The organism is Massilia aurea (assembly GCF_014200505.1).
GTDB lineage: Bacteria > Pseudomonadota > Gammaproteobacteria > Burkholderiales > Burkholderiaceae_D > Telluria > Telluria aurea_B.
Genome location: NZ_JACHBX010000005.1, coordinates 310,915 through 337,875, shown reverse-complemented (window position 1 = coordinate 337,875; position 26,961 = coordinate 310,915). Strand labels below are relative to the sequence as shown.

Here is a 26,961-nt window from a genome sequence, read left to right as displayed (position 1 = left end):
GGTTGGCGGTAAAAAAAACGGCGCCGCGGCGCCGATGTCGTTCAGTCAGAGTTTGTTGAACGCGTGGACGGGAAACCCGTCCACCCTACGAACTGCCCTGCACCGTAGGGTGGACGGCTATGCCGTCCACGCGTTCAACGCACCGTGGCACACCACAAAACGGATGATCGAAATCAGCCCAGCTTTTCCAGCATCGCTTCGGCGCTCGACGCTTCGACGCCCTTGGCATCCAGGTCCAGCGTCTTGACCACGCCATCGTCGACCAGCATCGCATAGCGCTTCGAGCGCACGCCCATGCCGTGGGCCGAGTAATCGTTGTCCAGGCCCAGCGCCTTGGTGAACGTGGCGTTACCGTCGGCCATCATGCGCACGATACCGGTGGCTTTCTGGTCGCGGCCCCAGGCGCCCATCACAAACGCGTCGTTGACCGAGATGCACCAGATTTCATCGATGCCCTTGGCTTTAAGCGCGTCGGCGTGCTTGACGTAGCCCGGCACGTGCTGCACCGAGCAACCCGGCGTGAACGCGCCTGGCAGGCCGAAGATGACGATCTTCTTGCCCTTGACCAGATCGGCGACCTGGAACGTGTTCGGGCCCAGGCTGCAGCCTGCGGTTTCGTTCTCGATGAATTCAGCCAGCGTGCCGTCGGGCAGGCGTTCGCCAATCTGGATGCTCATGTTCGCTCCTGTGAAGGTTGTGTGAATCCGGCCATTATCGCCGATCCGGGAGGGGTGTGCAGGGCATTGCCTCGGCAGTTGACCACTCCCCCGGCACGTCGTTCCCGCGAAGGCGGGAACCCAAGTTGCACGCGCAGCCACATTTGCCATACATAGCGGTAGCGCTCAGGACTGGGATTCCCGCCTGCGCGGGAATGACGTGTGTCGTGGCAGCTGGCCGGCAGGGCTGGAAGCAGCGCGCAAGCGCCGCGCAAACGAAAAGGCCAGCTTGCGCTGGCCTCTTGCACTCTAGTCAGCCTGCGCCGACCATCATGCGAACATCAGTCCGCCTGCTTGCGCAGGAACGCCGGAATGTCGTAGGTCTCGACGCCATTGCGCTGCATCGCCTGCACCTGCTCGGATGCCTGCTCGCGGCGCCACACGGCTGGCTGCTTCATGCCGCCCAGCGCATCGGGGCTGGCCTTGCCGGCGGTCAGGCCGCCCGGCACGGCTGCAGCGCCCTGCATCACTGGCGCATCGTAGGTACCGGTGCGCATGACCTGTTGCGGCTGGACCAGCTGGATCGACTTCTTGTTCTTGCCCAGGCCCGTTGCGACCACGGTCACGCGGATCTCGTCGCCCATCGAGTCGTCGTAAGCGATACCCTGGGCGATCGACGCGTCCGGCGCGGCGAAGGCGCGCACGGCGGCCATGACTTCCTTGATCTCTTTACCCTTCAGGCCACGGCTTGCGGTCACGTTGACCAGCACGCCCTTGGCGCCCGACAGGTCGATACCGTCGAGCAGCGGCGAAGCCACAGCCTGCTCGGCAGCGATGCGCGCGCGGTCGACGCCAGCGGCGGTCGCGGTGCCCATCATGGCCTTGCCCTGCTCGCCCATGATCGTCTTGACGTCATTGAAGTCGACGTTGATGTGGCCCGGCACGTTGATGATCTCGGCGATACCGGCAACCGCGTTGTTCAGCACATCGTCGGCGTGCTGCATCCAGTCGAGCATGCTTTCATCTTCGTAGATGTCTTCAAGCTTTTCGTTCAGGATGACGATCAGGGAGTCGACGTGCTTGGTCAGTTCTTCGAGGCCCGCTTCGGCCACGTCCATGCACTTCTGGCCTTCGTACGAGAACGGCTTTGAAACGACAGCCACGGTCAGCGCGCCCATCGCCTTGGCCACTTCGGCCACGATCGGTGCGGCGCCGGTACCGGTGCCGCCGCCCATGCCGGCTGCGATGAAGACCATGTGCGCGCCGCGCAGTGCGTCTTCGATGCGCGAGCGCGATTGTTCGGCGAGCTGGCGGCCGACCTCAGGACGCATCCCTGCGCCCAGGCCCGAGTCACCGATCTGGATGATGTTGCCGGCGCTCGATACGGCCAGCGCTTGCGCGTCCGTGTTCGCGGCGATGAACTCGACACCGGATACACCTTTATTGATCATGTGCTGAACCGCGTTGCCGCCGGCGCCACCGACGCCCACGACCTTGATCACGGTCCCCAGTGCTGCGTTATCGACCATATCGAACTCCATGATGTGCTCCCTAATTTTCAAAGTGCAGTTACGGGAACGAGGCCTGTGCGTATCTGGTTCGCCGCCTCAAACCGGTATCTGCGATTGTATGTAAAAAACTGTAATTCGTGATGAAATTTCGCTACCTAATTTGTTACCAAGTGCTAGTGCGATTGCATGTGCGTCAGAAGTTCCCCGCGATCCACTCCTTCATGCGCTGCCAGACTGCCTTCACCGAACCATCCTGGCGCGTGACGATGTGCCCGCGCAGGTACTGTTTCTTTGCTTCGAGCAGCAAGCCAAGCACGGTGGCGTAGCGGGGGCTGCGCACCACATCGGCCAATTGCCCGCGGTAGTCCGGCGTGCCGAGGCGTGCCGGTTTGAGGAAGATGTCTTCCGCCATTTCGATCATGCCGGGCATGATCGCGCTGCCGCCGGTCAGGACGATGCCGGACGACAGCACGCCTTCGTAGCCCGATTCGCGCACCGCCTGGTGCACCATCGCAAACAGCTCCTCCACCCGGGGCTCGATCACGGCCGCCAGCGCCTGGCGCGACAGGGCGCGCGGGCCGCGGTCACCGAGACCTGGCACTTCGAGTGTCTCGCCCGGGTCGGCCAGCACCTGCTTGGCCACGCCGTAGCGGATCTTGATATCTTCGGCTTCGCCGGTCGGTGTGCGCAAGGCCATCGCGATGTCGCTGGTGATCTGGTCACCCGCGATCGGGATCACGGCCGTGTGGCGGATCGCGCCGTCCGAGAACACCGCGATGTCGGTGGTGCCGCCGCCGATGTCGATCAGCACCACGCCCAGTTCTTTCTCGTCGACCGTCAGCACCGCGTCGGCGGACGCCATCGGCTGCAGGATCAGGTCCGAGACCTCGAGACCGCAGCGGCGCACGCACTTTACAATGTTTTGTACCGCGGAGACCGCACCGGTGACGATGTGCACCCGCACTTCGAGGCGGATGCCGCTCATGCCGATCGGCTCGCGCACGTCTTCCTGGTTGTCGACGATGAATTCCTGCGGCACCGTGTGCAGCAATTGCTGGTCGGTCGGGATGTTCACCGCCTTGGCCGTCTCGATCACGCGCGCCACGTCGGTCGCCGTGACTTCCTTCTCCTTGATCGCCACCATCCCGCTCGAATTGAACGAACGGATATGGCTGCCGGCGATGCCGGCATAGACGTTGCGGATCTTGCAATCCGCCATCAGCTCGGCCTCTTCCAGCGCGCGCTGGATCGATTCGACGGTGGCCTCGATGTTGACGACCACGCCTTTCTTCAATCCCCTGGACTCGTGCTGACCCAGCCCGATCACCTCGTGGCGTCCGTCGGACATCACTTCGGCGACCACGGCCACCACCTTGGAGGTGCCGATGTCGAGACCGACGATCAGGTTTTTCGCGTCTTTTGTCATTGCTGTAGCCTGCTCAGATTTGCTTGGTTGTTGTATTGGTTTTTGTATTCGGTGCGGCTTTGGGCTTCTTGGCTGCCTTGACCGGCTTGGTCGCATCCAGCGGCACGTTCAGCGCCGCCGACGACAAGGCCAGTCCGTTCGGATAGCGCATATCGATCGTATCGATACGGCCCTCCTGCAGCCGGGCCACCAGCTGCGGGTACACGCCGACCAGACGCGCGACGCGCTTGTTCAACGTGTTGCGATCCTGTTCGCGTCCCAGTTCGACGCTCATGCCATTATCCAGCTTCACGGTCCATGCATAGCGATTCGATAGCGACAACGCGTGTGGCACCAGCGCCACCTTGGCAAACGCCGTGCGCAATTCATTGAAGCGCGCCAGCACATCCTTCTCGCTGCCCACCGGTCCGTCGAACTCCGGCAGCGTCTGTTCATCGTCGGCTTCGGCGATATTGGCCGTAAACACGTCGCCCTTGACCGACAGCAGGCGGCCTTCGTCGCCCCAGGTGCCGAGTGCCTCGTGCTCTTCGACTTCGACCACCAGCGCGTTGGGCCATTCGCGGCGCACCGTGGCGCGGCGTACCCAGGGCACGGTCTCGAACGTCGCGCGCACCTGTTCCAGGTCGGCGGTAAAGAAGTTGCCGCGAATTTTACCGACCACGCCGTTACGCACGGTCAGTTCGTTCACGTGTTTCAGGTCGATCCCGTACATGCTCTCCACCGTCACCGAGCCCAGTGCGAACATCGGGCGCTGCGACAGCCACCAGACGCCGGTCACCAGCGCGGCGAGCACCGTCAGCGCCGTCAGGAAGCTGGCGGTTGCATTGAGGGAGCGGACGTCATGCCACATTGCGCTCAGTCCTTCGCTTCGGGTTTCGCACCCCGGTTGCCCATCTTGAGCCGCGCCGAGCGCAGGATCTCGACGCACAGGTCTTCGTAGCCGATGCCCACTGCGCGCGCCGCCATCGGCACCAGCGAGTGCGTCGTCATGCCCGGGGACGTATTCACCTCGAGCAGGAACGGCCGCATGTCGCTCTCGCGTACCAGCACATCGACGCGGCCCCAGCCTTCGCAGCCGATCGCGCGGTAGGCGTTCACGGCGTGACGCTGGATTTGCTGCGTCAGTTCGTCGGGCAACGGCGCCGGGCAGTGGTATTGCGTGTCGTCGGTGAAGTACTTGTTCTGGTAGTCGTACTTGCCTTCGGGCGCGACGATCTCGACGATCGGCAGCGCGCGGGCAGCAGCGCCCTGCCCCAGCACGGCGACCGTGAATTCGCGGCCGGTCACGAACTGCTCGGCCAGTACCGCATCGTCCATGCTGGCCACGAGCGCGATCGCGTCGGCCAGCTGGTCGCGGTCGGTGACCTTGGTGATGCCGATGCTCGAGCCTTCGAGCGGCGGCTTGACGATCAGCGGCAGGCCCAGTTCGGCCACCAGCGCATCCAGGTCGGTGTCGGCGTCGACCGTCGCGTATTTTGGCGTTGGCACGCCTTCCATCAGCCACAGCTTCTTGGTGGTGATCTTGTCCATGCCGACGCTCGACGCCATCACGCCGCTGCCGGTGTACGGAATGCCCAGCTGCTCGAGGGCGCCCTGCAGGCTGCCGTCTTCGCCGTAGCGGCCATGCAGCGCGATGAACACGCGGTCAAAACCCTGCGCAGCCAGGTCGGCCAGGCTGTGCGTACCCGGATCGAACGGGTGCGCATCGATGCCGCGGCTTTTCAGCGCCTGCAGCACGCCGTTGCCGGAAATGAGCGAGATTTCGCGCTCGGCCGAGCGGCCGCCGAACAGGACGCCGACCTTGCCGAAGACGGTGGCATCGAGAAGTTGAATGGTCGTCGTCATGCTCAGCCTTTCGCTGTGGTCAGTTGTTGCGGAATGCCGCTGATCGAGCCGGCGCCCATCGTCAGCACGACGTCGCCGTCGCGCGCCACGTTCAGGATGGCGTCGCGCATCTCGGCGATCGACTCGACGAAGATCGGCTCGATCTTGCTGGACGTGCGCAGTGCGCGCGCCAGGGCGCGGCCGTCAGCGGCCACGATCGGCGCTTCGCCGGCCGGGTACACATCGGCCAGCAGCAGCACGTCCGGCGTGGCCAGCACCTTGACGAAGTCTTCGAACAGGTCGCGCGTGCGGCTGTAGCGGTGCGGCTGGAAGGCCAGCACGAGGCGCCGGCCCGGGTAGGCGGCGCGCGCGGCGGCCAGCGTGACTTCGGTTTCCACCGGGTGGTGGCCGAAGTCGTCGACCAGCGTGAAACTGCCGCCGGACGCCAGCGCCACGTCGCCGTAGCGCGTGAAGCGGCGGCCCACGCCACGAAATTCCAGCAGGCCCTGGGCGGTGGCGGCGTCGTCGATGCCGATTTCGCGCGCAATCGCAATCGCCGAGCAGGCGTTGAGCACATTGTGCATGCCGGGCTGGTTCAGCACGAACTTGGTGTCGGCGTAGCCTTCCTGGCGCACGGTGAAGTGCATGTGGGTGCCGTCGGCATAGGCATCCAGCGCGCGCACTTCGGCTTCTTCAGAAAAACCGTAGGTGGTGACCGGCTTGGTCACCTGCGGCAGGATCTCGCGCACGTGCTTGTCGTCGATGCACAGCATGACGCGGCCGTAGAACGGCAGGCGGTGCGTGAAATTGACGAACGCGCTCTTGAGCTTCTCGAAGTCGTGCTCGTAGGTTTCCATGTGATCGGCGTCGATGTTCGTGATCACTTCGATCATCGGCGACAGGTTCAGGAACGACGCATCCGACTCATCGGCTTCGGCCACGATGTAGTCGCCGCTGCCCAGCGCCGCATTGGCGCCGGCGGCGGTCAGGCGGCCACCGATGACGAAGGTCGGATCGAGCCCGCCCTGCGCCAGCACCGATGCGACCAGGCTGGTAGTGGTCGTCTTGCCGTGCGTGCCCGCAATCGCGATACCGCGCTTCAGACGCATCAATTCGCCCAGCATGATCGCGCGCGGCACCACTGGCACCTTGTTGGTACGCGCGGCCACCACTTCGGGGTTGGCCTCGTTGACGGCGGTCGAGGTCACGACGACGTCGGCGCCCGTGACGTGATCTTCGTGGTGGCCCAGGTACACCTTGGCGCCCAGGTCGGCCAGGCGCTGGCTGGCGGCATTGCTGCCCAGGTCCGAGCCCGACACCTGATAGCCGAGATTGAGCAGCACTTCGGCGATGCCGCTCATGCCGCTGCCGCCGATGCCCACGAAGTGGATGTTCTTGATCTTGTGTTTCATGCTGCTTTTACCCTTGCTGCAAGTTGTTCGAGTTCGCGCGCGATCGCCTCGTTGGCGTCGCGCTGGCCGACGCGCGCTGCCGCCTGCGCCATGGCCAGACACTGCTCGCGCGTCGTTTGCAGCAGACTTTTCAGTCGCTGTGGATTCAGTTCACCCTGCGGCAGGTGCACGGCCGCGCCTTGCCCGTCCATCCAGATGGCGTTGTCGCGCTGGTGGCTCGTGGTGCTGGCGACGAACGGCACCAGCACGCTGGCCACGCCGGCCGCCGTCAGTTCGGACACCGTGATCGCACCGGCGCGGCAGATCACCAAGTCGGCCTCTGCATACGCCGCCGCCATATTGTCGATGAAGTCGACCACATTGGCCTGCACGCCAGCGCGCGCATACGCGGCGCGCAGCGCATCGATGTTCTTCTTGCCCGACTGGTGCGTGACGACCGGCCGCGCAGCCGGGTCGATCAGGCCCAAGGCTGCCGGCACGCCATCGTTGAGCACCTTGGCCCCCAGGCTGCCGCCCACGACCAGCACGCGCAGCACGCCCGTGCGACCGGCGAAGCGTTCGGCGGGCGTGGGCAGATCGAGGATCTGCTGGCGCACCGGGTTGCCCGTGACGACGGCCTTGCCGGCCGCCTTGCCGAAATCGGCCGGGAAGCCGAACAGCACGCGCTGCGCCAATGGCGTCAGCGTTTTGTTCGACAGCAGCAGCGCGGCGTCGGCATTGATCAGGGCCAGCGGGATGCCGGCGGCGCGCGCCATCATGCCGCCCGGTACTGTCACGTAACCGCCCATGCCCAGCACGACGTCGGGCCGGCGCGCGGCCAGGTAGCGCCGGCAGGTCGCAAAGGCGGCCGCCATCTTGAGCGCGCCCTTGATGGTGTGCGCCAGGCCCTTGCCGCGCAGGCCGGCGAAGTCGATCGTGTCCATGTCGATGCCGGCCTTCGGCACCAGATCGGTTTCCATGCCGTGGGCAGTGCCCAGCCAGCTCACCTCCCAGCCGCGCGCGCGCATCGTCTGCGCGATCGCGATGCCGGGGAAGATGTGGCCACCGGTGCCGGCGGCCATGATCATCAGCTTTTTGGTCATGTGCGGCCTCCGCGCATGCGCACGCGATTTTCGTAATCGATGCGCAGCAGGATCGCCAGGCCGACGCAGTTGAACAGCACGCCCGAACCGCCAAAGCTCATCAAAGGCAAGGTCAGGCCCTTGGTGGGCAACAGGCCCAGGTTCACGCCCATATTGATGAAGGTCTGCACGCCGATCCAGATGCCGATGCCTTTGGCGGCCAGGCCAGCGAACACCTGTTCCAGCGCGATCGCCTGGCGGCCGATGTCGAAGGCGCGCTTGACGAGCCAGTAGAACATCGCCACCACGACCAGCACGCCGACCAGGCCCAGTTCTTCGCCGATGACGGCCATGATGAAGTCGGTGTGCGCTTCGGGCAGGTAGAACAGTTTCTCGACCGAGCCACCCAGGCCCACGCCAAAGATCTCGCCGCGCCCGAACGCGATCAGCGAGTGCGTCAGCTGGTATGCCTTGTCCAGGGCGTTGCCCTCTTCCCACGGGTTCAGGTAAGCGAACATGCGCGCACGGCGAAACGGCGAGAGCGCGATGATCGCGCTGAAGATCACGACCAGCAGCGCGCCGATGCCGCCGAACCAGATGATGTTGATCCCGCCCAGGAACAGGATGCCCATGGCGATGCAGACGATCACGCCGAAGGCGCCCAGATCCGGCTCCATCAGCAAGAGGCCGCCCACCAGGCCAATGGCCACGACCATCGGCACGAAGCCCTTGGTCAGCTTGTGCATGTACTCTTGCTTGCGCACCGTGAAGTCGGCCGCGTACAGCACCACGGCGATCTTCATGATCTCGGATGGCTGCACCATGAAGACCTTGAGCGAGAGCCAGCGGCGCGCGCCGTTGACCGACACGCCCAGGCCTGGAATCAGCACCAGCACCAGCAGCACCAGCGTGCCGATGAAGATCATCGGCGCATGGCGCTGCCAGACCGCGATCGGCACGCGGAACACGACCGCGGCAGCCACCATCGAGACGAGGATGTAGACCGCCTGGCGGTACAGGAAGTATTCGTTGCGGTCCTGCAGATAGCGGAATTTCGGCGAATCGGGCAGCGCAATCGACGCCGAATACACCATCACCATCCCGAACAGCATCAGGAGCAGCGTGACCCAGACCAGCGGCTGGTCGTAGTCCATCATTTTGGACGGCCGGCTGCGCCCGTCGACGGTGGCGTCGACAGCATTGCCGGAAAACTTGAAGGGCAGCTGGAAGGCCATCAGATCTCCTGCCCTTTATCGAGTGCGATGTCGCGCACGGTCTCGACGAACACCTGCGCGCGGTGCGCGTAATTGGTGAACATGTCCAGGCTGGCGCACGCAGGGGACAGCAGCACTGCGTCACCGGCACGTGCCAGACCGGCTGCGCGGCGCACCGCCTGCGGCAGGTCGTCGAGGTCAAAGGCCGGCACGCCGGTCGCATCGATCGCGGCGCGCACGGCAGGCGCATCGCGGCCGATCAGCAGCACGGCGCGGGCATACGCGGCCACGGGCTGGGCCAGCGGCGAAAAGTCCTGCCCCTTGCCATCGCCACCGGCGATCAACAGGATCTGCTGGTCGGCGCCGGCAAAGGCCTTGCCCAGGCCCTGCAGCGCAGCGACAGTGGCGCCGACATTGGTGCCCTTGCTGTCGTCGTAATAGTCAACGCCGTCGATGGTGGCCACCAGTTCGACGCGGTGCGGTTCGCCCGCGTACTCGCGCAAGCCGTGCAGCAGCGGCGCGAGCGGCAGGCCGCAGGCGCGGCACAGGGCCAGCGCGGCCAGTGCGTTGGCCGCATTGTGCAGGCCGCGAATCTTGAGCGCATCGGCCGGCATCAGGCGGCTCACGATGGCGTCGACCTGTTCGCGGATTTCGCCGCGTTTCAGTTTCTTGTCGCTCGCCTCGCCCGCCACGGCGTTGGCCAGCCACAGCACGCCGCGCTCGTCGATCAGACCAAAGCTGTCGGCGTCGACCGGTTCATCGGTCCCAAAGGTGAACAGCGGCGCATCGACCGCCATGCGCATCACGCGCGCATCGTCGCGATTCAGGACGCGCACGGTGTCCGGGCCAAAGATGCGCGCCTTGTCGGCCGCGTAGGCATCCATCGTGCCGTGCCAGTCGAGGTGGTCCTGGGTCAGGTTCAGCACCGTCGCAGCGTCGGCCTGCAGGCTGAAGGTGGTGTGCAACTGGAAGCTGGACAACTCCAGCACCCAGGCTTGCGGCAACTCGTTCGCATCGATCGACTCGCGCAGCACGTCCAGCGCGGCCGGGCTGATATTGCCGGCCACCCGCGTGGTCAACCCCGCGCGGCGGCACAGCAGGCCGGTCAGGCTCGTCACCGTCGTCTTGCCGTTGGTGCCCGTGATCGCAATGACTTTCGGCGCATAGCCGTTGGTCTCACGCAGGTGCGCCAGCGCCTGGGCAAACAGTTCGATCTCGCCCCAGACAGGGATGTCGCGGGTAGCGGCAGCAGGCATGATGGCAGCCAGTTCGCGCTCCGGGGCCAGGCCCGGGCTGACGGCGACAAAGTCGACGCCCTCGAGCAGGTCGGCGCCAAATTCGCCAGCGACGAACTGCGCATCGGGCGCGGCCGCGCGCAGCGCCGGCAGGCGTTGCGGTTCCGCGCGCGTATCGGCCACGCGCACGCGTGCGCCGCCCCGCGCGAGCCAGTGCGCCATCGCGAGCCCGGATTCACCGAGGCCCAGTACCAGTGCGAGTTTGCCGTTGTAATTCATCAGCCCAGTTTCAGCGAAGTTTCAATGTAGAGAGACCAACCAGGATCAGCACGATGGTCACAATCCAGAAGCGGACCACGACCTTGGTTTCGTTCCAGCCCTTTTGTTCAAAGTGGTGGTGCAGCGGCGCCATGAGGAACACGCGGCGGCCGGTGCCATAGCGCTTCTTCGTGTACTTGAACCAGGTCACCTGGATGATCACCGACAGCGTTTCGGCCACGAACACGCCGCCCATGATGAACAGGACGATTTCCTGGCGCACGATGACGGCGATCGTGCCGAGTGCGCCGCCGAGGGCCAGCGCGCCGACGTCGCCCATGAACATCTGGGCCGGGTGCGCGTTGAACCACAGGAAGGCCAGGCCCGCGCCGGCCATCGCGCCGCAGAAGATCAGCAGTTCGCCGGCGCCCGGGATATACGGGATCAACAGGTATTTCGAGAACGTCACGCTGCCGGTCAGGTACGCGAACAGTCCCAGGGCCGCGCCGACCATCACGGTCGGCATGATTGCCAGGCCATCGAGGCCGTCGGTGAAGTTCACGGCATTGGACGCGCCCACGATCACGCAATAGGTCAGCGCGATGAAGCCCCAGACGCCCAGCGGATAGCTGATGGTCTTGAAGAACGGGACGATCAGGTCGGCCTTCGGCGGCAGGCTCATCGAGAAGCCCGACTGCACCCAGGCGTAGAACAGTTGCGCGACTTCCCATGGATTGGCGGCCGAGACCGAGAATGCCAGGTAGAGGGCCGAAGCGATGCCGATCAGCGACATCCAGAAGTATTTTTCGCGCGAGCGCATGCCTTCCGGGTCCTTGTAGACCACCTTGCGGTAATCGTCGACCCAGCCGACGGCGCCAAAGCCCATCGTCACGACCAGCACTGGCCAGATCAGGCGGTTCGACAGGTCGCACCACAGCAGCGTCGAGATGCCAATTGCGATCAGGACCAGCACGCCGCCCATCGTCGGGGTGCCGTGCTTGGTCAGGTGGCTTTGCGGGCCGTAGGTACGCACGGCCTGGCCGACTTTCAGTTCGGTCAGTTTGCGGATGACGATCGGGCCGGCCACCAGGCCAATGGTGATGGCCGTGATGGTGGCGAACACCGCGCGGAACGTGAGGTAGTTAAACACGCGCAGCGGACCGAGATAGTCCTGAAAGTATTGTGCGAGCCAGAGAAGCATATTAGTGGGCGTCCTTGCCAAGGGGGGTTGATCCGGTCAGGTGCAGGACCACGCGTTCCATTTTCATGAAACGCGAGCCCTTCACCAGCACAGTCGCGTCCGTATTGCTGCCCAGTTTTTTATCCAGTGCTGCCAATAACTCGTCGAACTGCTCGTAATGCTGTGCTCCCGACGCGGCCAGATGGCGCGCCAGCTCGCCCGTCGCGAGCACGGTGTCGATGCCACGCGTCTTTGCGTAAGCCCCGATTTCTTCGTGAAATTCTTTGCCCTGCGCGCCAACTTCGCCCATATCGCCCACCACCAGGATGCGCGGCGCCGGGTACGCGGCCAGCACGTCGATGGCAGCGCGCATCGAGTCGGGATTGGCGTTGTAGGTGTCGTCGATGACGGTCGCGCCGCCAGCAGCCTGCTTGCGCTGCAGGCGCCCGCCCACCGGTGCGAAGGCTTCGAGGCCGCGCACGATGGCGTCCTGGTCGATGCCAGCGCCGAGCGCACAGGCGATCGCGGCCAGCGCGTTGCGCACATTGTGCTCGCCTGCGGCTGCAAGTGTGACTGTGAACCTGTTGTCGCCCGCATCTTCAAGACCGTCATTCCCGCGCAGGCGGGAATCCAGGTCAGCATGTGCTGCCACCACTGCATCCGCAGCCGACGGCGCTGGCAACTCGGGTTCCCGCCTGCGCGGGAACGACGTTGATTGCGTTGCCGCTGTATCACGCTCAAGCGACGTTGTTACGTGCAGCAGGCTACCGAAACCGTTGCTGGTGTAGCTCGCGCGCACGTCGCAGGCGTCAGACAGGCCAAACGTGATGACGTCGCAGGCAGCCAGGCCGCGCCACAGGCCGGTGTACTCGTCGTCGCCCGGGAACACGGCCACGCCATTTGGTGCCAGCGCTTGCAGCACGGCGCCATTTTCGCGCGCTACCGCTTCCACCGTATGCATGAATTCCTGGTGCTCGCGCTGCGCATTGTTCACCAGCGCGACCGTCGGCGCGGCGATGGCCGCCAGGCGCGCGATCTCGCCCGGATGGTTCATGCCCAGCTCCACCACCGCCGCGCGATGGGAGGCCGTCAGGCGGAACAGCGTGAGTGGCACGCCGATCTCGTTGTTCAGATTACCCTGCGTGGCCAGGCGCGCTTCTTCGCCCACTGCCGCCGCCAGGATCGACGCGATCATTTCCTTGACCGTCGTCTTGCCGTTGCTACCGGTGACGCCGATGACGGGCAACTCGAACCCGGAGCGCCAGGCATGCGCGATGCGGCCCAGCGCGACCAGCGTGTCCGGCACGACGATCGCCGGCAGCGTCCAGCCGGCCGGCAGCGTCGACACGACCACCGCCGCGACGTCGCGCGCGGCGACCTGGTCGAGGAAATCGTGGGCGTCGAACGATTCGCCGCGCAATGCGACAAACAGCGCGCCGGCGTCGACCTTGCGGCTGTCGGTCGACACGCCGCCAAAGGCGACATCCGCGCCGACGAGGCGCGCGCCGGGAATGGCCGCCACGAGTTGTGCGAGCGTACCGCGCATCAATGCGTCCTCAACATGGTAAGCCGCGCCGTCAATGCGAGCGAAGCGTGGTCCGTATCCGAAAACGGCATCTTGCGTCCCTTGATTTCCTGGTAAGGCTCATGGCCCTTCCCGGCCAGCAGGATCACGTCCTGCTTGGCGGCCTGTTTCACGGCCAGCAGAATGGCCGACGCGCGGTCTTCCACCGTCTGCAGGCGCGAGCCCGGGGCATTGGCATCCATCCCCGCCACGATCTGGGCGATGATGGCGCTTGGTTCTTCGCTGCGCGGGTTGTCGCTGGTGACGAGCACCTGGTCGGCGGCCTGCGCGATGCGGCCCATCTGCGGGCGCTTGCCCGGATCGCGATCGCCCCCGCAGCCAAACACGCACCACAGCTGGCCGCCGCGGTCGGCCGCCACCTGGCGCAGCGCGTCCAGGGTTTTTTCCAGCGCGTCCGGCGTGTGCGCGTAGTCGATCACGACCATCGGTGCATCCTGCCCGCCCATCTGCTGCATGCGGCCCGGCGCCGGAGCCAGCGATTCAATCGCCTCGACCGCGCTTTTGAGCGCCACGCCGCGCGCCAGCAAGGCGCCCAGCACCGCCAGCGTATTGCTCACGTTGTAGTTGCCCACCAGGCGGCTGCGGATGGTCGCGCTGCCTGCCGGCGTCTCGACCTGGCATTCGGTGCCGGCGTTCTTGCTGCGCATGCCGCTGGCGCGCAGGACGGCCACGCCATCCGGCACAGCAGCAGTGGCGTTCAGCGTATAGCCCGTGACGGCCAGCGCCGGGAAGTTCGCGCGCAAATGCGCCACCAGGCGCTGTCCGGCTGCGTCGTCGAGATTCACGATCGCGTGCTTCAGGCCGGGCCACTCGAACAGCCTGACCTTGGCCGCTTCGTAGCTGGCCATGTCGCCATGGAAGTCGAGGTGGTCGCGCGTCAGGTTCGTGAAGATCGCCACGTCGACATGCATGCCGGCCGTGCGCTGCTGCACCAGGCCGATGGACGAGGCTTCGATTGCCAGCGCCGTGACGCCCTTGCCGTTCAGCTCCGCCAGCGTCTGCGCCAGCAGCACGGCGTCCGGCGTCGTGTAGCCGGTGACGTCGAACTGCGCTTCGGTCTTTGCCTTGGGCGCGATGACGCCCACGCCCAGCGTGCCGATCACGCCGGCGGTTTCGCCCAGGCGCGCCAGCGCTTGCGCCGTCCACAGCGCGCACGAGGTCTTGCCGTTGGTGCCGGTGACGGCGACGGTAAACATCGCGCTGTCCGGCTGGCCCAGCACCGCATGCGCGATCGGACCGGCCAGCTGCTTGAGGCCCGCCACGGCCAGGTGTGGCGTCGTGACGGTGTCAGGCCAGGTGAAGTCCTGATCGTCATACACGATGGCGGCGGCGCCCGCGTCGGCAGCGGCGCCAATGAAGCGGCGGCCATCCTGCGCGTCGCCCGGATAGGCAAAGAACACGTCGCCCGACTGCACGCGGCGCGAGTCGGAAACGAGACCCCCGCCCGGTGCGGCGGCGGCGATCCAGCTGCGGATATCGTTCAGGTCTGGGCTCATCACATGCTCTCCTCGAGTGGGACTTCCGGAATGATGATGTCCGTGATGGAGGAATCGGGCGGCACGTTGGCCGCGCGCAGCGCGCTGGCAAACAGGTCGGCGGCCGTCGGTGCGGCGACGCTGCCGCCGGTGCGCAGGGCGCCGCTCGGATCGTCGACCATCACGGCGATGATGAAGCGCGGTTTGGACATCGGCCCGATGCCGGCGAAGTAGCCGATATTGTTGGTGCGCGAGTAGCGGCCGTTGACGAGTTTTTCGGCCGTACCGGTCTTGCCGCCGATGCGGTAGCCGGCGACCTGCGCTTTGGACGCCGTGCCCTGTGGACCGACCACCGATTCGAGCATCGTGCGCACCTGCGCTGCGGTCTTGGGCGAAATCACCTGCTGGCCGACCGGCTCTTCGTTGACCTTCACGAACGACAGCGGAATGATGTCGCCGTTGCGGGCGAAGATCATGTACGAGCGCGCCATCTGCAGCAACGAGACCGACAGGCCGTGGCCGAAGGCCATGTTCGCGTACTCGATCGGACGCCACGATTTCCATGGCCGCACGCGGCCGGCGGTCGCGCCCGGGAAGCCGAAGCGCGGCGCCTGGCCATAGCCGACCTTGGTGTACATCTCCCACATTTCCTGCGGCGGGATGCGCTGCGACACCTTGACGGCGCCGATATTCGACGACTTCTGGATGATGCCGCTGACCGTCTGCACGCCGTAGTTGTGGGTATCGCGAATGCGCTTGCCGGTGATCGTCATCCAGCCCGGGTTGTTGTCGAACACCGTGTCAGGCGTGATGCGACCCGTGTCCAGGCCCAGGCCGATGGTGATCGGCTTGATCGTCGAACCCGGCTCGAACGTGTCGGTGATGACGCGGTTGCGCAGCTGCTCGCCGGTCAGCTTGGAGCGGTCGTTCGGGTTGTAGGTCGGGTAGTTCGCCAACGCCAGCACTTCGCCCGTATGGACGTCGAGCACCACGGCGGCGCCGGCCTTCGCATTGAACTTCTCGACGGCGTTCTTGATACTGGTAAAGGCGATGTACTGCAGCTTGCTGTCGACCGACAGCGTCAGGTCGCGGCCCTGGTGCGGTTCACGGAACATGCCCAGATCCTCGGCGATGTGGCCCAGGCGGTCCTTGATCACGCGGCGGCTGCCAGGCACGCCCATCAGCGTTTTCTGGTGTTGCAGCTCCATGCCTTCCTGGCCCTTGTCTTCCACGTTGGTGAAACCGACCAGGTGGGTAACGACTTCGCCCTGCGGGTAGAAGCGCTTGTATTCCTTGCGCGTGTCGAGGCCATTGATCTTGAGCTTCTCGATTTCGGCGATCACCGGCATTTCGACCTGGCGTTTCAGGTAGACGAAGGTGCGGTCCGAGTCGAGCTTCTTGCGGATGTCGGCTTCGGGCATGCCCAGCAGCTTGGCCAGCGCGGTGATTTTCTCCGGCGGCGAGGCCAGCACGTCTTCGGGGATCGCCCACACGGCGCGCACCGGCAGCGACGTGGCCAGCACGGCGCCGTTGCGGTCGAGGATGCGGCCACGGGTGGCCGGCAGTTCGAGCGTGCGCTCGTAGCGGCTCTTGCCCTGGCTTTGCAGGAACTGGTTCGACACGCCCTGCAGCCAGACGGCGCGCGCGCCCAGCGCAGCAAACGACGCGAACAGGACAAACAGCACCATGCGCGAGCGCCAGTCGGGCAGGCGCACCGCGAGCACCGGGCTCTTGGTGAATGCAACGCCCTTCGAGGCAGCAACGCGTGCGCCGGATTTGGAAGCACCGCGCGTCATGGGGCGCCTTCGGTCAGGTATTGGGTACGGGCGGGCGTGAGCGGTGCCATATTCAGTTCGGAACGGGCGATCTGCTCGATGCGGTCGTTCTTGGCCAGGCGCGACTGGTCGAGCTGGAGCTGGTCCCAGTCGACGTCGAGCTGGCGCGCATGCTGCTGCAGGCGTTCGAGTTCGATCAGCAAATGGCGCGCTTGGTAGCGGGCATTGACGACCGACAGCGCGCAGCCGACCAGCAGCGTGGTAAGAAACACATTGACCTTCACGCTCATGTCGGCGTTCCCAGGCGTTCAGCGACGCGCAGCACGGCCGAGCGCGAGCGCGGGTTGTCCGACACTTCGGCATCCGATGGCTTGATCTTCGTGATCAGCTTCATCAACGGCTGCGGCAAATCGACGGCGCGGATCGGCAGGCGCCGGTCGGGCTGTTCGACATTGGCTTTGGATGCGAAGAACTGCTTGACCATGCGGTCTTCCAGCGAGTGAAAGCTGATCACCGACATGCGCGCGCCGGGCGCAAGCATGCTGTAGGCAGCGGTCAACCCCGCTTCGAGGTCTTCAAGCTCTTGATTGATGAAAATCCGGATAGCCTGAAAGGTCCTGGTTGCCGGATCCTTGCCTTTCTCCCTGCTTTTGACCGTGCTTGCCACGATTGCGGCAAGCTGTCGTGTGCTTGAAATTGGTTCGACTGCGCGGCGAGCAACAATCGCCTTTGCAATCTGAAAAGCAAACCGCTCTTCTCCATAATTGCGTATCACCTTTTCCAAATGGTTTTGCTCTGCCGTCGCGACCCATTCGGCCGCCGACATGCCGCGCGTGGTGTCCATGCGCATGTCGAGGGGGCCGTCCTGGCGGAAGCTGAAGCCGCGGCTGGCGTCGTCGACCTGGGGCGACGAAATGCCCAGGTCAAGCAGGATGCCGTCGACCTGATGAATGCCGCGCGCGGCAAGCGCGTCGGCCATCGTGGCAAAGCTGTCGTGAACAATGCTGAAACGCGGATCGTTGATCTGCTCCGCGGTTGCAATGGCTTGCGGGTCCTTGTCGAACGCGATCAGGCGCCCTTCCGGCGCCAGGCGCGACAGCAGCAGGCGGCTGTGACCGCCGCGACCGAAGGTCCCGTCTATATACGTACCGGCAGCACGTGCGCCGCTCAGCTCGAGCGCATCGACTGCTTCGTCAAGTAGCACCGTGCGATGCTGATAATCAGGCACCGTCAAAGAATCCGTCATCGGCGCCTCAGAAAGAAAAATTGGAAAGTACATCCGGCATGCCGCCAGCCACAGCTGCGGCCTCGTCCTCGGCCAGTTTGGCGGCGTTCCAGATCTCGAAGTGGCTGCCCATACCGAGCATCATCACTTCCTTCTCGAGCCCGACTGCAGCGCGCAGCTCGGGGGAGATCAGGATCCGTCCGGCGCTGTCGAGCTCGACATCGACGGCATTGCCAAGGAAAATACGCTGCCACGAACGGGCCGACATCGGCCAGGCAGCGATCTGCTTGCGATGCTCTTCCCACACCGGGCGCGGAAAGAACAACAGGCAGCCCTGTGGATGCTTGGTCAGCGTGACGCGACCTTCGCACTGAAGTGTCAGGGCGTCACGATGCTTGGCTGGAATGGACATCCGCCCTTTTGCATCGAGGTTGATCGCTGACGCGCCCTGGAACACGTAAATGCCTAGCTTGGAGAATTCGGTTGGTCGTTGTTGTCTGGCGCCGGGATCTGGATTTCTTCCCACAAATCGACACTTTTTCACACTGTTTCCCACTTTAGTGGAAGCAATGTTGACGGTCAAGCGAAATCCCAACCGTGCTTTCCTAATTTTGCCAATGAAACCAATGACTTAGGTGCTTGTTTGGGGTACTCGACAATTCAAAATATTCCTTTAAATTAGGGACTTAGCCGTCACAGTGAAGGTCGTGCCTCATTCCGCAACCAGATATTTACGTTTGTGCAAGCGCAAGGCAAAGAATAAAATTGACGTAAAGTAACAACCAGCGTGCGTTTGAAACCACTGTACGGGCATCCAGCACTCTGATGCACCCCAAGAACTTGCCAATGCGCTATGCTCCGATTTGACAGCGCCGGATAACGACTTTTGGTTTAAGGAATGCTTCATTTATCCGGTTAACTATTTTGACTTTGGGAAACTTAAAACGTAACATCGGCAAATATGAAAAATTCCCCCGACCTGCAGCCGGCAGCACCGTACAACGCCGCCGACTTTTGCTCGACCAAGGAGGCGGCCGCAGTCCTTGGCGTGTCGCATCGCACGGTGCAACTGTGGGTGGAGAGCGGGACGCTGCAAGCGTGGCGCACGGCCGGCGGCCATCGCCGCATCACGCTGGAATCGGTCAATCGCCTGGTCGAAGGGCGTCGCGTTGCCATCGCCGCGCACGCACCGCCACCCGCCGCGCCGGTCGCCCCGGCGTGCTCGACGCGGCGCGTGCTGGTGGTGGACGATGATCCCCTGATGCTGCGCCTGTACGAACTCGAGATGGCCGGCTGGGGCATGGACCTGGACGTGGTCAAGGCCAACAACGGCTTCGAGGCCCTGATCCGCATCGGCGAAGAGCGTCCCGACCTGCTGGTGAGCGACTTGAACATGCCGGGCATGGACGGATTCCGCATGATCCGCACGCTGCGCGAAGACAGCGGCAGCGCCGGCATGAGCATGATCGTGGTCAGCGGCCTGGACCGTGCAACGATCAAGGCGATGGGCTTGCCTGCCGATATTCCGGTGTTCCCGAAACCGGTGCCATTTGGCGAATTGCGCGCTGCTGTTGAACACGGTCTGGCGCGCGCTTGATCAGCAAAGAACTGCTATGCTCGGCGCACCGACGCGCCTTTCATGCCAGCCTATCCATGACCGCCACCCTGGCCTCCATGCCGATCCTGCCGATCTTGCCTGCCCTGCCTACCCTGCCGGTCTTGCGGTGCGACCGGATAGGTGCTATCAGCCTGCATTTACGGCAGGAGCACGGCGATGCCCGCTAACACCATTCTTGTCGTCGATGACCAAGACGAACTGCGCCTGCTGATCTCGCTGAGCCTGCAGGCACTGGGCCGCATCGTCGAAGCGTCCAACGCCGAACAGGCGCTCGCCCTGTTTGCGACCGAGCGGCCCGACGTCGTCATGCTCGACATCTGGCTCGGCCCCGGCGAGAGTGGCCTCGACGTCTGCGCGCGGCTGCGGCAGGATCCGGCCAATGCCGGCGTCAAGATCGTGCTGCTGTCGGCCTGCGGCCAGCAAAGCGATGTTGCAGCCGGCATGGATGCGGGCGCCGATCTGTACATCGTCAAGCCGTTCAGCCCGATCGAACTGATCGACGCGGTATCGGGATTGCTGGCGAGTCTGCCGGAAAACACGGCCTGATATTTCTTTTTTGAAACTAATATTGCTTTTAGAGACTATTCTCTAATTCGTTAAAAATCCGCAAATCCGACAACTGTTTTATCTTTATCGCAATTCTTCGGGGTCAAGTTCTCGACCTGCGAAACATATTCGGTCGAACCGGCAAGTAAATACCGTCAAACCCGAAATACCGCTAAATCCTCTCTTCGTCTCGTTTCACACAGCGTTCGCACACGGCTTTGCCGATGTGGCTATGATGGTCTTCATCGATCATCTACGGGCAAGTTGCCCACCACAAAGCATGTCGCGCTCCCTTCGTTTCCTTGCTGCTCTCCTGGCCACCGCCACCCTGACCTTGCCGGTCGGTGCGGATGCGCACGTGGTGTCGGCAAGCTTCGAAGCGCGCCTGACGATCGTGGCTACCTGCTCGATCAGTGCCGGCGCCGCCGTGCAGGTGCAGTGCGCCAGCGCGACCACGCCGTATCTTCTCGATGCCCCGGCCGCGCCATCGCTGCGCAGCGCCGGCCCGGACGCTGGCCGCGTTACCGTCTACTTCTAACCCTCCGCCATTCGGGCCAGGTCAGGGCCAAATCAGCGCCAGGCCCGCCCTGTCGGCCTGCGCGCCTCTCCGGTATCATGCAGGGATGAATTCCATTCCTTTTTCGCCATTCGTCATCGGGGTCGCCGGTGGCAGCGGCAGTGGCAAGTCCACGGTCTCCCAGCAGGTACTGGCGTCGTTCGGCGCCGACATGGTCTCGATCGTGATGCAGGACGATTACTACCGCGACCAGTCCGACCTGCCCCCTGAAGTGCGCCGCAAGCAGAACTACGATCATCCGCACGCGTTCGACTGGCCGTTGCTGATCCAGCACGTCCAGGCGCTGCGCAACGGCGAGGCGATCGCGATGCCCGAGTACGATTTCACGATCGACAACCGCTCGGACAAGACCATTCCTGTCAAGCCGGCGCCGGTGATCGTGGTCGAGGGGTTGTTTGCGCTGTACGACGCCGATCTGCGCGACATGATGTCGCTGAAGATCTTTGTCGATACGGCGTCCGACGTGCGCTTCATCCGCCGCATGCAGCGCGATATTGCCGAACGCGGCCGTTCATTGGAGAGCATCGTCAGCCAGTACCTGGACACCGTGCGGCCGATGCACAAGCAGTTCATCGAACCCACCAAGCGCAATGCCGACGTGATCCTGCCCCATGGCGCCAACGGCCCGGCGGTCGACATGATCACCACCAAGGTCGCGAGCATCATCGGCCGCTCGAAGCGGCCCTGAACCATGGCGCTCAGATGCGCATGTGCTTTTCGACGGTGGCCTGCAGCGCGGATCTGAACCGGGCCAGGTCGCCCGACTTGTGGACATAGTCGACGGCGCCGAGCTGGCGGGCACGCTCGCGGTCGGTGTGGAGATCCGAGTTGGTCAGGATGATCAACGGCACGTCGTACTGCAGCTGGTAGCCCCGCATCAGGATCATCGTCTCGAAGCCATCCATCCGGGGCATCTTCAGGTCCATCAGGATCAGGTCGAAATGACGTTGCTTCATCAGGACCAGCGCATCCCAGCCGTCGCGCGCGACATCGACATCGACGCTGCCTTCGAATTTTTCCAGCGCCTGCAGCGTGAATTCGGCGTCGAACGGCAGATCCTCGACGACCAGAATGACTTTTTTGGCAGCATTGTCTGTCTTGGTCATTGCACAGTCTGGCTTCCGGTGAATCGCTTCGTGGGGGTCGTGCTGGTCGTCGGCATCATCAATACAGTATAGACGAGCTGTTGCCCTGGCGTTGTGCCATGTCCGGCGGATGTCCCGCCAATCTGAGGCAACCGTTCAGCCCCACGCTGCCTGCCGCTGCTACGGACCGGCGACAAGGCGATTGCGCCCATCCATCTTCGCCTGGTACAACAGGCGGTCCGCGGCTTCGATGGCGGCCAGCGGCGCGCCGCACGTGCCATCGGCCTGGTCGCAGGTATGGACCCCGAGACTGACCGTGACATGGCCGTAGGAACTTCCCTCGTGCGCCAGGCGGAGTGCCTGCACGGCACACCGGATGTTCTCGGCCACCGCGCGGGCGCCGTCGCTGTCGGTATCGGGCAGGATGATGGCGAATTCTTCGCCGCCGTAGCGCGCCGTCAGGTCGGTCGGTCGCCGTGGTCCCGACGCGATCGCGCCCGCGACCCGGCGCAGGCAGTCGTCGCCGGCGACGTGGCCATAGCAGTCGTTGAACTTCTTGAAGTGGTCGACATCGAGCAGGATCAGCGAAAACGGCAGGCCGCTCCTGCGTCCCCGTTCGTATTCGACGGCCAGCACTTCGTCGAAGCGGCGCCGGTTGGCCAGCCCGGTCAGGGCGTCGACGTCGGCCAGGTGGCGCAGCGATACATTGTGCAGTTCGAGCGCGCTGCGCGCCGCGCGCAATTCGGACTCCAGCGCTTCGCGCACGCGCAACTGGCTGATCATGCGGTGCCCTCCCCAGCCCAGCATGCACACGGCGAACACGACCACACAGCTCATCTTGATCACGGCCATCCACCAGCCGTCCAGGATTTCGTCCTTCGACTGGGCCGTCGCCACCAGCAGCGGAAAGCCGTCCAGGTGGCGGTAACTGTAGAGGCGCTCGACGCCATCGATTCTGGAGGTCATCATCGCTGTGCCGACGGGGCCCGATTTGGCATAGGTCTGGAACACGGGACCGTTGCTGATGCTCGTCCCCACCATCACGGCGTTGAACGGGCGGCGATACAGCAGTGTGCCGTCATCGATGGCCAGGATGATCGTGCCGGTGCGGCCGACATCGAAGCTGTCGTAGAACTTGCCGAAATAATCCAGATTGAGCGACGCCATCGCAACCCCGCCGAAACTGCCATCGGGGCGGTTGATCCGGCGTGACACGGGAATCGTCTGGACGCCGGTGGAGCGGCTGAAGATCGGCTTGCCGATGCGCGTGCCCAGGTCGGTATGGGTCATGTGGTAACGGAAGAACTCACGGTCGATATTGCTGCCCGGTAGGACTGCTGGCAGCGAGGTTGCCAGCCGCATGCCGTCAGCGCCGTAAATGAACAACTCACGCACTTCTTCGCTGGTGCGGGTGATGCGCGCCATCCGTGCATGCAGGCGCCGTGCGTCCACTGGCTGCGTGGTTGACTGCTCGACCCGCTCGACCATCTCCGCCAGCACCGAGTCGGCCACGGTCAGCGAGCGCTCGGCGTGCGAGGCCAGCGCGCGCGCCATGTTTTCGGTGCTGATTGCCGTCTGGTCCAGTTCCCCCTGGCGCGACGCCCACAGGCTCCACCCATGCAGACCGATCAGCAACAGGCAGAAGCCCGCCATCAGAATAATCGACCGCACGACCAGCGGTCTGCGCCGCTCGTCGAGATGTTGCAGGCGGAGCAGGTTGAGATCGGCGGAAGGCGGCATGGCAAGAATGGCAACGAGGAAAAAGAAAGATTCCCGACAGCTTAATAGTTCCTATTGGAAATGTCTTGCAGATTAGAACGTGAAGCCTCGTTCTGTTCATCGCTTAGATACAGGGCCGGACGGGCGAGCATGGGAAGCTGGCCAATGGTCGCGTGCGCGCAACAGGGACGCATCAAACGATGTGATCCGATACAAACTGATAGAATGTTTCCTGATAGAAATTTACATATGATCGCACTATTTTTGGACAGCCTGGATGCCTCATAGAATCAATCGGGACCTCTTCCGGTGGCGCGTGCGGGCCTTCGCCAGGCTGATGTCGGCAGTGCTCGTACTGGCGCTGGTCGTGGCGGTGCCGAGCGCGCTGGTTGCTGCGTACCGGGGCTATGCGCAAGTCGCCTTGATGGACACGATCGCACTGGCGTGGATCCTGGCGATCTGGCGTTTCGACCGCTGGTCGCACACGACACGCGTTGTCAACTTTTTGGCCATGCTGTTTTTCGTCGCCGTCGGTTCAATCGTCTCGGTTGGCGCGGTCGGCCTTTGCTACCTTCTCGCGATACCCGTCATCGCCGTGATCCTGCTGGGACAGCGCGCGGCGTATGCCACGATCGGCGCCGGCGCCCTGGCCATGATCGTGCTCGGCCTGGCCGGATACAGCGAGCTGACCATGGGCGACCTCGCGAGCGACTCGCCCGTGGGCGTACTGCTCTTCGCGCTCAACTATGCATGCGTTGGCGCGCTGGGCACGCTGACGGCCGGCAGCGTGCTCAAGGGCTTGTCGCGCTCGCTGAACAAGGCGGACACCGTCTCCGCGTCCCTCGAGCAGGAACGCACCGCACTGCGCCGTGTCAATCAGGAATGGCAGCTGACGTCGGCTGCACTGGCAGGCTTGCAGGACATGGTGCTGATTGTCCAGGCGGTTCACGGCAAAGCCTCACACCAACCGATCATCTTCGCGAACGCTGCGTTCGAGCGCCACAGCGGTTATCGCATCGACGAAATCATCGGGCAAAGCCTGCATGCGCTGCACGGACCGGAAACCAGCACCGAAACCGTTGCTGCGCTGTCGGATGCAATGGCGCGCTACGAACCGGCGTCGGCGCAACTGGTCAACTACACGAAAGCAGGCGAACCGCGCTGGGTGGAAGTCGATATCGTGCCGTTCGCCGGCGAAGGCGGACCGATCACGCACTGGGTGGCTGTCGGCCGCGACATCACCGAAAAGCGCCAGTCGGCCGAATCGATCCGCAAGCTGGCGTTCTACGACGTGCTGACCGAACTGCCGAACCGCCGGTTGCTGATGGAGCGCCTGGGCGCCCTGACCGACAAGGCGCAGCGCGGCGAAGGGATCGGGGCCGTGCTCTATCTCGACCTCGACAACTTCAAGAGCGTCAACGATGCGCGCGGCCATGCGACCGGGGACGCGCTGCTGAAACACGTGGCCGGCATCCTGCGCGATACCGTCCACCGGCGCGACACCGTGGCGCGCCTCGGTGGCGACGAATTCGTCGTGCTGGCCGAGCATCTGGGCGACGACGCCAGCGCGGCCACCGCCGCCGCAGTGGCGTTGGCCGAGCGCGTCGGCACCGCCCTGCGCCGGCCCATCGACATCGATGGCCAGGTCTACCAGTCGTCGGGCAGCGTGGGCATTTCGCTGCCTACCCGGCCCGAGCAGACCGCCCAGGACCTGCTGCGCGAAGCCGATACGGCGATGTACCATGCCAAGGCCGCAGGCCGCAATGGCGCCGCCCTGTTCGAGACGACCATGCTGGCCGCCGCCGAAAATACGCTGATGCTCGAACGCGATCTGGGCAATGCCCTCGACAACGACGAGTTCGCGCTGCACCTGCAGCTGCAGGTCAGCCCCGACGGCCAGCCGATCGGTGCGGAATCGCTGTTGCGCTGGCGCCGTGCCGACGGCGTGCTCGTGCCACCCGACGTGTTCATTCCGATCGCCGAAAAAACCGGCCTGATCGTCCCGCTGGGGACCTGGGTGCTGCGGCAGGCCTGCCTGTCCTGGCTGCGCCTGTCGCGCGCCGGCCACGCGCTGCCGCTGTCGGTCAACGTCAGCCCGCGCCAGTTCCAGCAAGCCGACTTCGTCGACGTGGTGCGCTCGATCCTCGCCGAGACGGGCGTGCCCGCCACCCAGCTGATCTTCGAGCTGACCGAAGGCCTGCTGGTCGAGAACATGGACGCGACCGTCGCCCGGATGCATGTGCTGGCCGAGCTGGGCATCCGGTTCTCGATCGACGACTTCGGCACCGGCTACTCGAGCCTGGCCTATCTGCAGAAAATGCCGTTGTACGAACTGAAGATCGACAAGGGCTTCATGCGCGACATGCCGCACGACGTGAATGGCACGGCGCTGGTCAAGTCCATCCTCGCCATGGCCGGCCAGCTTGGCCTGCGCGTGGTCGCCGAAGGCATCGAAACCCGGGAACAGGCGCAGTTTCTCGCGTCGCACGGCAAACCGTGCATGCAGGGCTTCCTGTTCTGCCGCCCGATGCCGCTGGGCGAACTGATCAGCCAACTCGAAGCCGCGGCCTGAACGGCGCACCAACCTGTCATCAGAACATCAGCAACACCGTCACCGTGTCGCGGTAGTCGCCCGGCGTCGGGGCGCGCTGGCGCGGCACGATCCCGTACATCATGACGTTCTGCGCGCTACCGGTGCCGGTGCCGCTGTAGACCGTGGTGCTGGCCGTGCCGTCGCCCCAGGCCGCGCCGTCGGGCGTCGATGAAATCCGGTAGCCGAGCGTCTCCCCGGTCACGCTGTTCTTCATCGTGCGCGCTCCCGGATTGTTCGACACCCCGCCGTTCAGCGCGATCTGGTAGGTGCTGTTGGCCGTGCATGCCACGCTCAGCGGCGCGCTGATGCGCTGGTCGGTGATCGGGCTGCCGCTGGCAAAGGCCAGGTTGCTGGTGCTGATCAGGCAATTATTAACCGCCGTGGCGCGTGCCTGGAACGAGAACGCCGCGCTGGCCCCGCCCGTGCACGGCACGCTGCCAAAGCCGTACTGCACGGTGCCGTGGCCGGCGAAGCTGGCGCCATAGAGCGTATCGGCATTGCCGACCGTGGCCACGCCCACCAAGCTCGCCGCCGGAATCTTGCCGTACACGGTGAAGCTTTGCGTCACCCCGCCCAGGCCCAGCAAGCCCACCAGCGTCCCGTTGATCGGTCTGGCGCCGATAGTGCTGGCGGTGCTGCCCCAGATCTTGGCCGCCGTGTACGAGCTGTCGGTGTAGAGGTTGAAGGCCATGCGGTTGCTGCCGTTGAGCAGATAGCGCGGGGCGCCAGTGCCGCCCCCCGGGCCCACGCCCAGGTTGACGCAGACGTTCGCCGCCGGCAGCAGCAGCGGATTGGTTCCCACAGTCCAGTAGCAGGTGACGGTCAGCGTGCCGCTGGCGGTCACGTCGCTGCCCGCGATCGGGCTGACCACGCCAAAGTCGACATCGGTCATCGTGGCCACGCAGTTGTCGGCGCGCGCCGCGGTGGCGGCCAGCAACCACAGCGTGACAGTCATCAGGATCAGGCGGCAGATTGCGATCATTTGG

General features: G+C 64.4%; 25 protein-coding genes. 6 read left to right on the top strand and 19 right to left on the bottom strand.

Annotated elements, in window-relative coordinates; translation table 11 throughout:
* Positions 1 to 173: 173 nt before the first annotated feature.
* The 16 genes from HD842_RS21480 to mraZ form a co-directional block, all read right to left on the bottom strand.
* Positions 174 to 677, bottom strand: a complete 504-nt coding sequence (locus HD842_RS21480) for a peroxiredoxin (RefSeq protein WP_183557230.1) — start codon at positions 675 to 677, stop codon at positions 174 to 176.
* 320 nt (positions 678 to 997) lie between these two features.
* Positions 998 to 2,197: a cell division protein FtsZ gene (gene ftsZ / locus HD842_RS21475; RefSeq protein WP_183557227.1), complete on the bottom strand. Its 1,200-nt coding sequence runs from the start codon at positions 2,195 to 2,197 to the stop codon at positions 998 to 1,000.
* A 163-nt stretch (positions 2,198 to 2,360) separates the two neighbouring features.
* Positions 2,361 to 3,593: a cell division protein FtsA gene (gene ftsA, locus HD842_RS21470; protein ID WP_183557224.1), complete on the bottom strand. Its 1,233-nt coding sequence runs from the start codon at positions 3,591 to 3,593 to the stop codon at positions 2,361 to 2,363.
* A 13-nt stretch (positions 3,594 to 3,606) separates the two neighbouring features.
* Entirely contained in the window at positions 3,607 to 4,443 is an 837-nt protein-coding gene (locus HD842_RS21465) for a cell division protein FtsQ/DivIB (RefSeq protein WP_183557221.1), read from the bottom strand.
* A 5-nt stretch (positions 4,444 to 4,448) separates the two neighbouring features.
* The gene (locus HD842_RS21460) at positions 4,449 to 5,438 is read right to left on the bottom strand and encodes a D-alanine--D-alanine ligase (RefSeq protein ID WP_183557218.1); all 990 of its coding nucleotides are present in this window, start codon (positions 5,436 to 5,438) and stop codon (positions 4,449 to 4,451) included.
* 2 nt (positions 5,439 to 5,440) lie between these two features.
* Positions 5,441 to 6,829: a UDP-N-acetylmuramate--L-alanine ligase gene (gene murC, locus HD842_RS21455; RefSeq protein WP_183557215.1), complete on the bottom strand. Its 1,389-nt coding sequence runs from the start codon at positions 6,827 to 6,829 to the stop codon at positions 5,441 to 5,443.
* On the bottom strand, positions 6,826 to 7,911 hold the full coding sequence (murG, locus tag HD842_RS21450) for an undecaprenyldiphospho-muramoylpentapeptide beta-N-acetylglucosaminyltransferase (RefSeq protein ID WP_229424876.1): 1,086 nt from the start codon (positions 7,909 to 7,911) through the stop codon (positions 6,826 to 6,828). The genes murC and murG overlap by 4 nt, the downstream gene beginning before the upstream one ends.
* Positions 7,908 to 9,125, bottom strand: a complete 1,218-nt coding sequence (gene ftsW / locus HD842_RS21445) for a putative lipid II flippase FtsW (RefSeq protein ID WP_183557212.1) — start codon at positions 9,123 to 9,125, stop codon at positions 7,908 to 7,910. Before ftsW ends, murG begins: the two co-directional genes overlap by 4 nt.
* On the bottom strand, positions 9,125 to 10,618 hold the full coding sequence (gene murD, locus HD842_RS21440) for a UDP-N-acetylmuramoyl-L-alanine--D-glutamate ligase (RefSeq protein WP_183557209.1): 1,494 nt from the start codon (positions 10,616 to 10,618) through the stop codon (positions 9,125 to 9,127). Before murD ends, ftsW begins: the two co-directional genes overlap by 1 nt.
* A 10-nt stretch (positions 10,619 to 10,628) precedes the next feature.
* Entirely contained in the window at positions 10,629 to 11,798 is a 1,170-nt protein-coding gene (gene mraY / locus HD842_RS21435; protein ID WP_183557206.1) for a phospho-N-acetylmuramoyl-pentapeptide-transferase, read from the bottom strand.
* Between the two features lies 1 nt (position 11,799).
* Positions 11,800 to 13,323 (bottom strand): UDP-N-acetylmuramoyl-tripeptide--D-alanyl-D-alanine ligase, encoded by a 1,524-nt coding sequence (locus HD842_RS21430; RefSeq protein WP_183557203.1) that lies wholly within the window; start codon positions 13,321 to 13,323, stop codon positions 11,800 to 11,802.
* Positions 13,323 to 14,858, bottom strand: a complete 1,536-nt coding sequence (locus HD842_RS21425) for a UDP-N-acetylmuramoyl-L-alanyl-D-glutamate--2,6-diaminopimelate ligase (protein ID WP_183557200.1) — start codon at positions 14,856 to 14,858, stop codon at positions 13,323 to 13,325. The genes HD842_RS21430 and HD842_RS21425 overlap by 1 nt, the downstream gene beginning before the upstream one ends.
* Positions 14,858 to 16,633, bottom strand: coding sequence for a peptidoglycan D,D-transpeptidase FtsI family protein (locus HD842_RS21420; RefSeq protein ID WP_183557196.1), 1,776 nt, complete (start codon positions 16,631 to 16,633; stop codon positions 14,858 to 14,860). The genes HD842_RS21425 and HD842_RS21420 overlap by 1 nt, the downstream gene beginning before the upstream one ends.
* Entirely contained in the window at positions 16,630 to 16,902 is a 273-nt protein-coding gene (ftsL, locus tag HD842_RS21415) for a cell division protein FtsL (protein ID WP_183557193.1), read from the bottom strand. Before ftsL ends, HD842_RS21420 begins: the two co-directional genes overlap by 4 nt.
* The gene (rsmH, locus tag HD842_RS21410) at positions 16,899 to 17,858 is read right to left on the bottom strand and encodes a 16S rRNA (cytosine(1402)-N(4))-methyltransferase RsmH (RefSeq protein ID WP_183557188.1); all 960 of its coding nucleotides are present in this window, start codon (positions 17,856 to 17,858) and stop codon (positions 16,899 to 16,901) included. The genes ftsL and rsmH overlap by 4 nt, the downstream gene beginning before the upstream one ends.
* A 7-nt stretch (positions 17,859 to 17,865) precedes the next feature.
* Complete coding sequence (mraZ, locus tag HD842_RS21405) at positions 17,866 to 18,294, bottom strand: division/cell wall cluster transcriptional repressor MraZ (protein WP_183557569.1); 429 nt, start codon at positions 18,292 to 18,294, stop codon at positions 17,866 to 17,868.
* Between the two features lie 504 nt (positions 18,295 to 18,798).
* On the opposite strand from mraZ, the gene HD842_RS21400 reads away from it, so the two are divergent.
* The 5 genes from HD842_RS21400 (at position 18,799) to udk (ending at position 21,266) form a co-directional block, all read left to right on the top strand.
* Positions 18,799 to 19,434: a response regulator gene (locus HD842_RS21400; RefSeq protein ID WP_183557185.1), complete on the top strand. Its 636-nt coding sequence runs from the start codon at positions 18,799 to 18,801 to the stop codon at positions 19,432 to 19,434.
* Between the two features lie 56 nt (positions 19,435 to 19,490).
* The gene (locus HD842_RS24315) at positions 19,491 to 19,622 is read left to right on the top strand and encodes a hypothetical protein (protein WP_267875191.1); all 132 of its coding nucleotides are present in this window, start codon (positions 19,491 to 19,493) and stop codon (positions 19,620 to 19,622) included.
* Positions 19,612 to 20,001, top strand: a complete 390-nt coding sequence (locus HD842_RS21395; RefSeq protein WP_183557182.1) for a response regulator transcription factor — start codon at positions 19,612 to 19,614, stop codon at positions 19,999 to 20,001. The genes HD842_RS24315 and HD842_RS21395 overlap by 11 nt, the downstream gene beginning before the upstream one ends.
* 280 nt (positions 20,002 to 20,281) lie before the next feature.
* On the top strand, positions 20,282 to 20,539 hold the full coding sequence (locus HD842_RS21390) for a hypothetical protein (RefSeq protein WP_183557179.1): 258 nt from the start codon (positions 20,282 to 20,284) through the stop codon (positions 20,537 to 20,539).
* Positions 20,540 to 20,624: 85 nt separating this feature from the next.
* Entirely contained in the window at positions 20,625 to 21,266 is a 642-nt protein-coding gene (gene udk, locus HD842_RS21385; protein ID WP_183557176.1) for a uridine kinase, read from the top strand.
* 10 nt (positions 21,267 to 21,276) lie between these two features.
* On the opposite strand, the gene HD842_RS21380 is transcribed toward udk, so the two are convergent.
* Together HD842_RS21380 and HD842_RS21375 are read right to left on the bottom strand one after the other, a co-directional pair.
* Positions 21,277 to 21,684, bottom strand: coding sequence for a response regulator (locus tag HD842_RS21380; protein WP_183557173.1), 408 nt, complete (start codon positions 21,682 to 21,684; stop codon positions 21,277 to 21,279).
* Between the two features lie 159 nt (positions 21,685 to 21,843).
* Positions 21,844 to 23,334: a sensor domain-containing diguanylate cyclase gene (locus HD842_RS21375; RefSeq protein WP_183557170.1), complete on the bottom strand. Its 1,491-nt coding sequence runs from the start codon at positions 23,332 to 23,334 to the stop codon at positions 21,844 to 21,846.
* A gap of 325 nt (positions 23,335 to 23,659) precedes the next feature.
* On the opposite strand from HD842_RS21375, the gene HD842_RS21370 reads away from it, so the two are divergent.
* Entirely contained in the window at positions 23,660 to 25,954 is a 2,295-nt protein-coding gene (locus HD842_RS21370) for a putative bifunctional diguanylate cyclase/phosphodiesterase (RefSeq protein WP_183557155.1), read from the top strand.
* A gap of 19 nt (positions 25,955 to 25,973) precedes the next feature.
* On the opposite strand, the gene HD842_RS21365 is transcribed toward HD842_RS21370, so the two are convergent.
* Positions 25,974 to 26,957, bottom strand: coding sequence for a Csu type fimbrial protein (locus HD842_RS21365; RefSeq protein ID WP_183557152.1), 984 nt, complete (start codon positions 26,955 to 26,957; stop codon positions 25,974 to 25,976).
* Between the last annotated feature and the right edge of the window lie 4 nt (positions 26,958 to 26,961).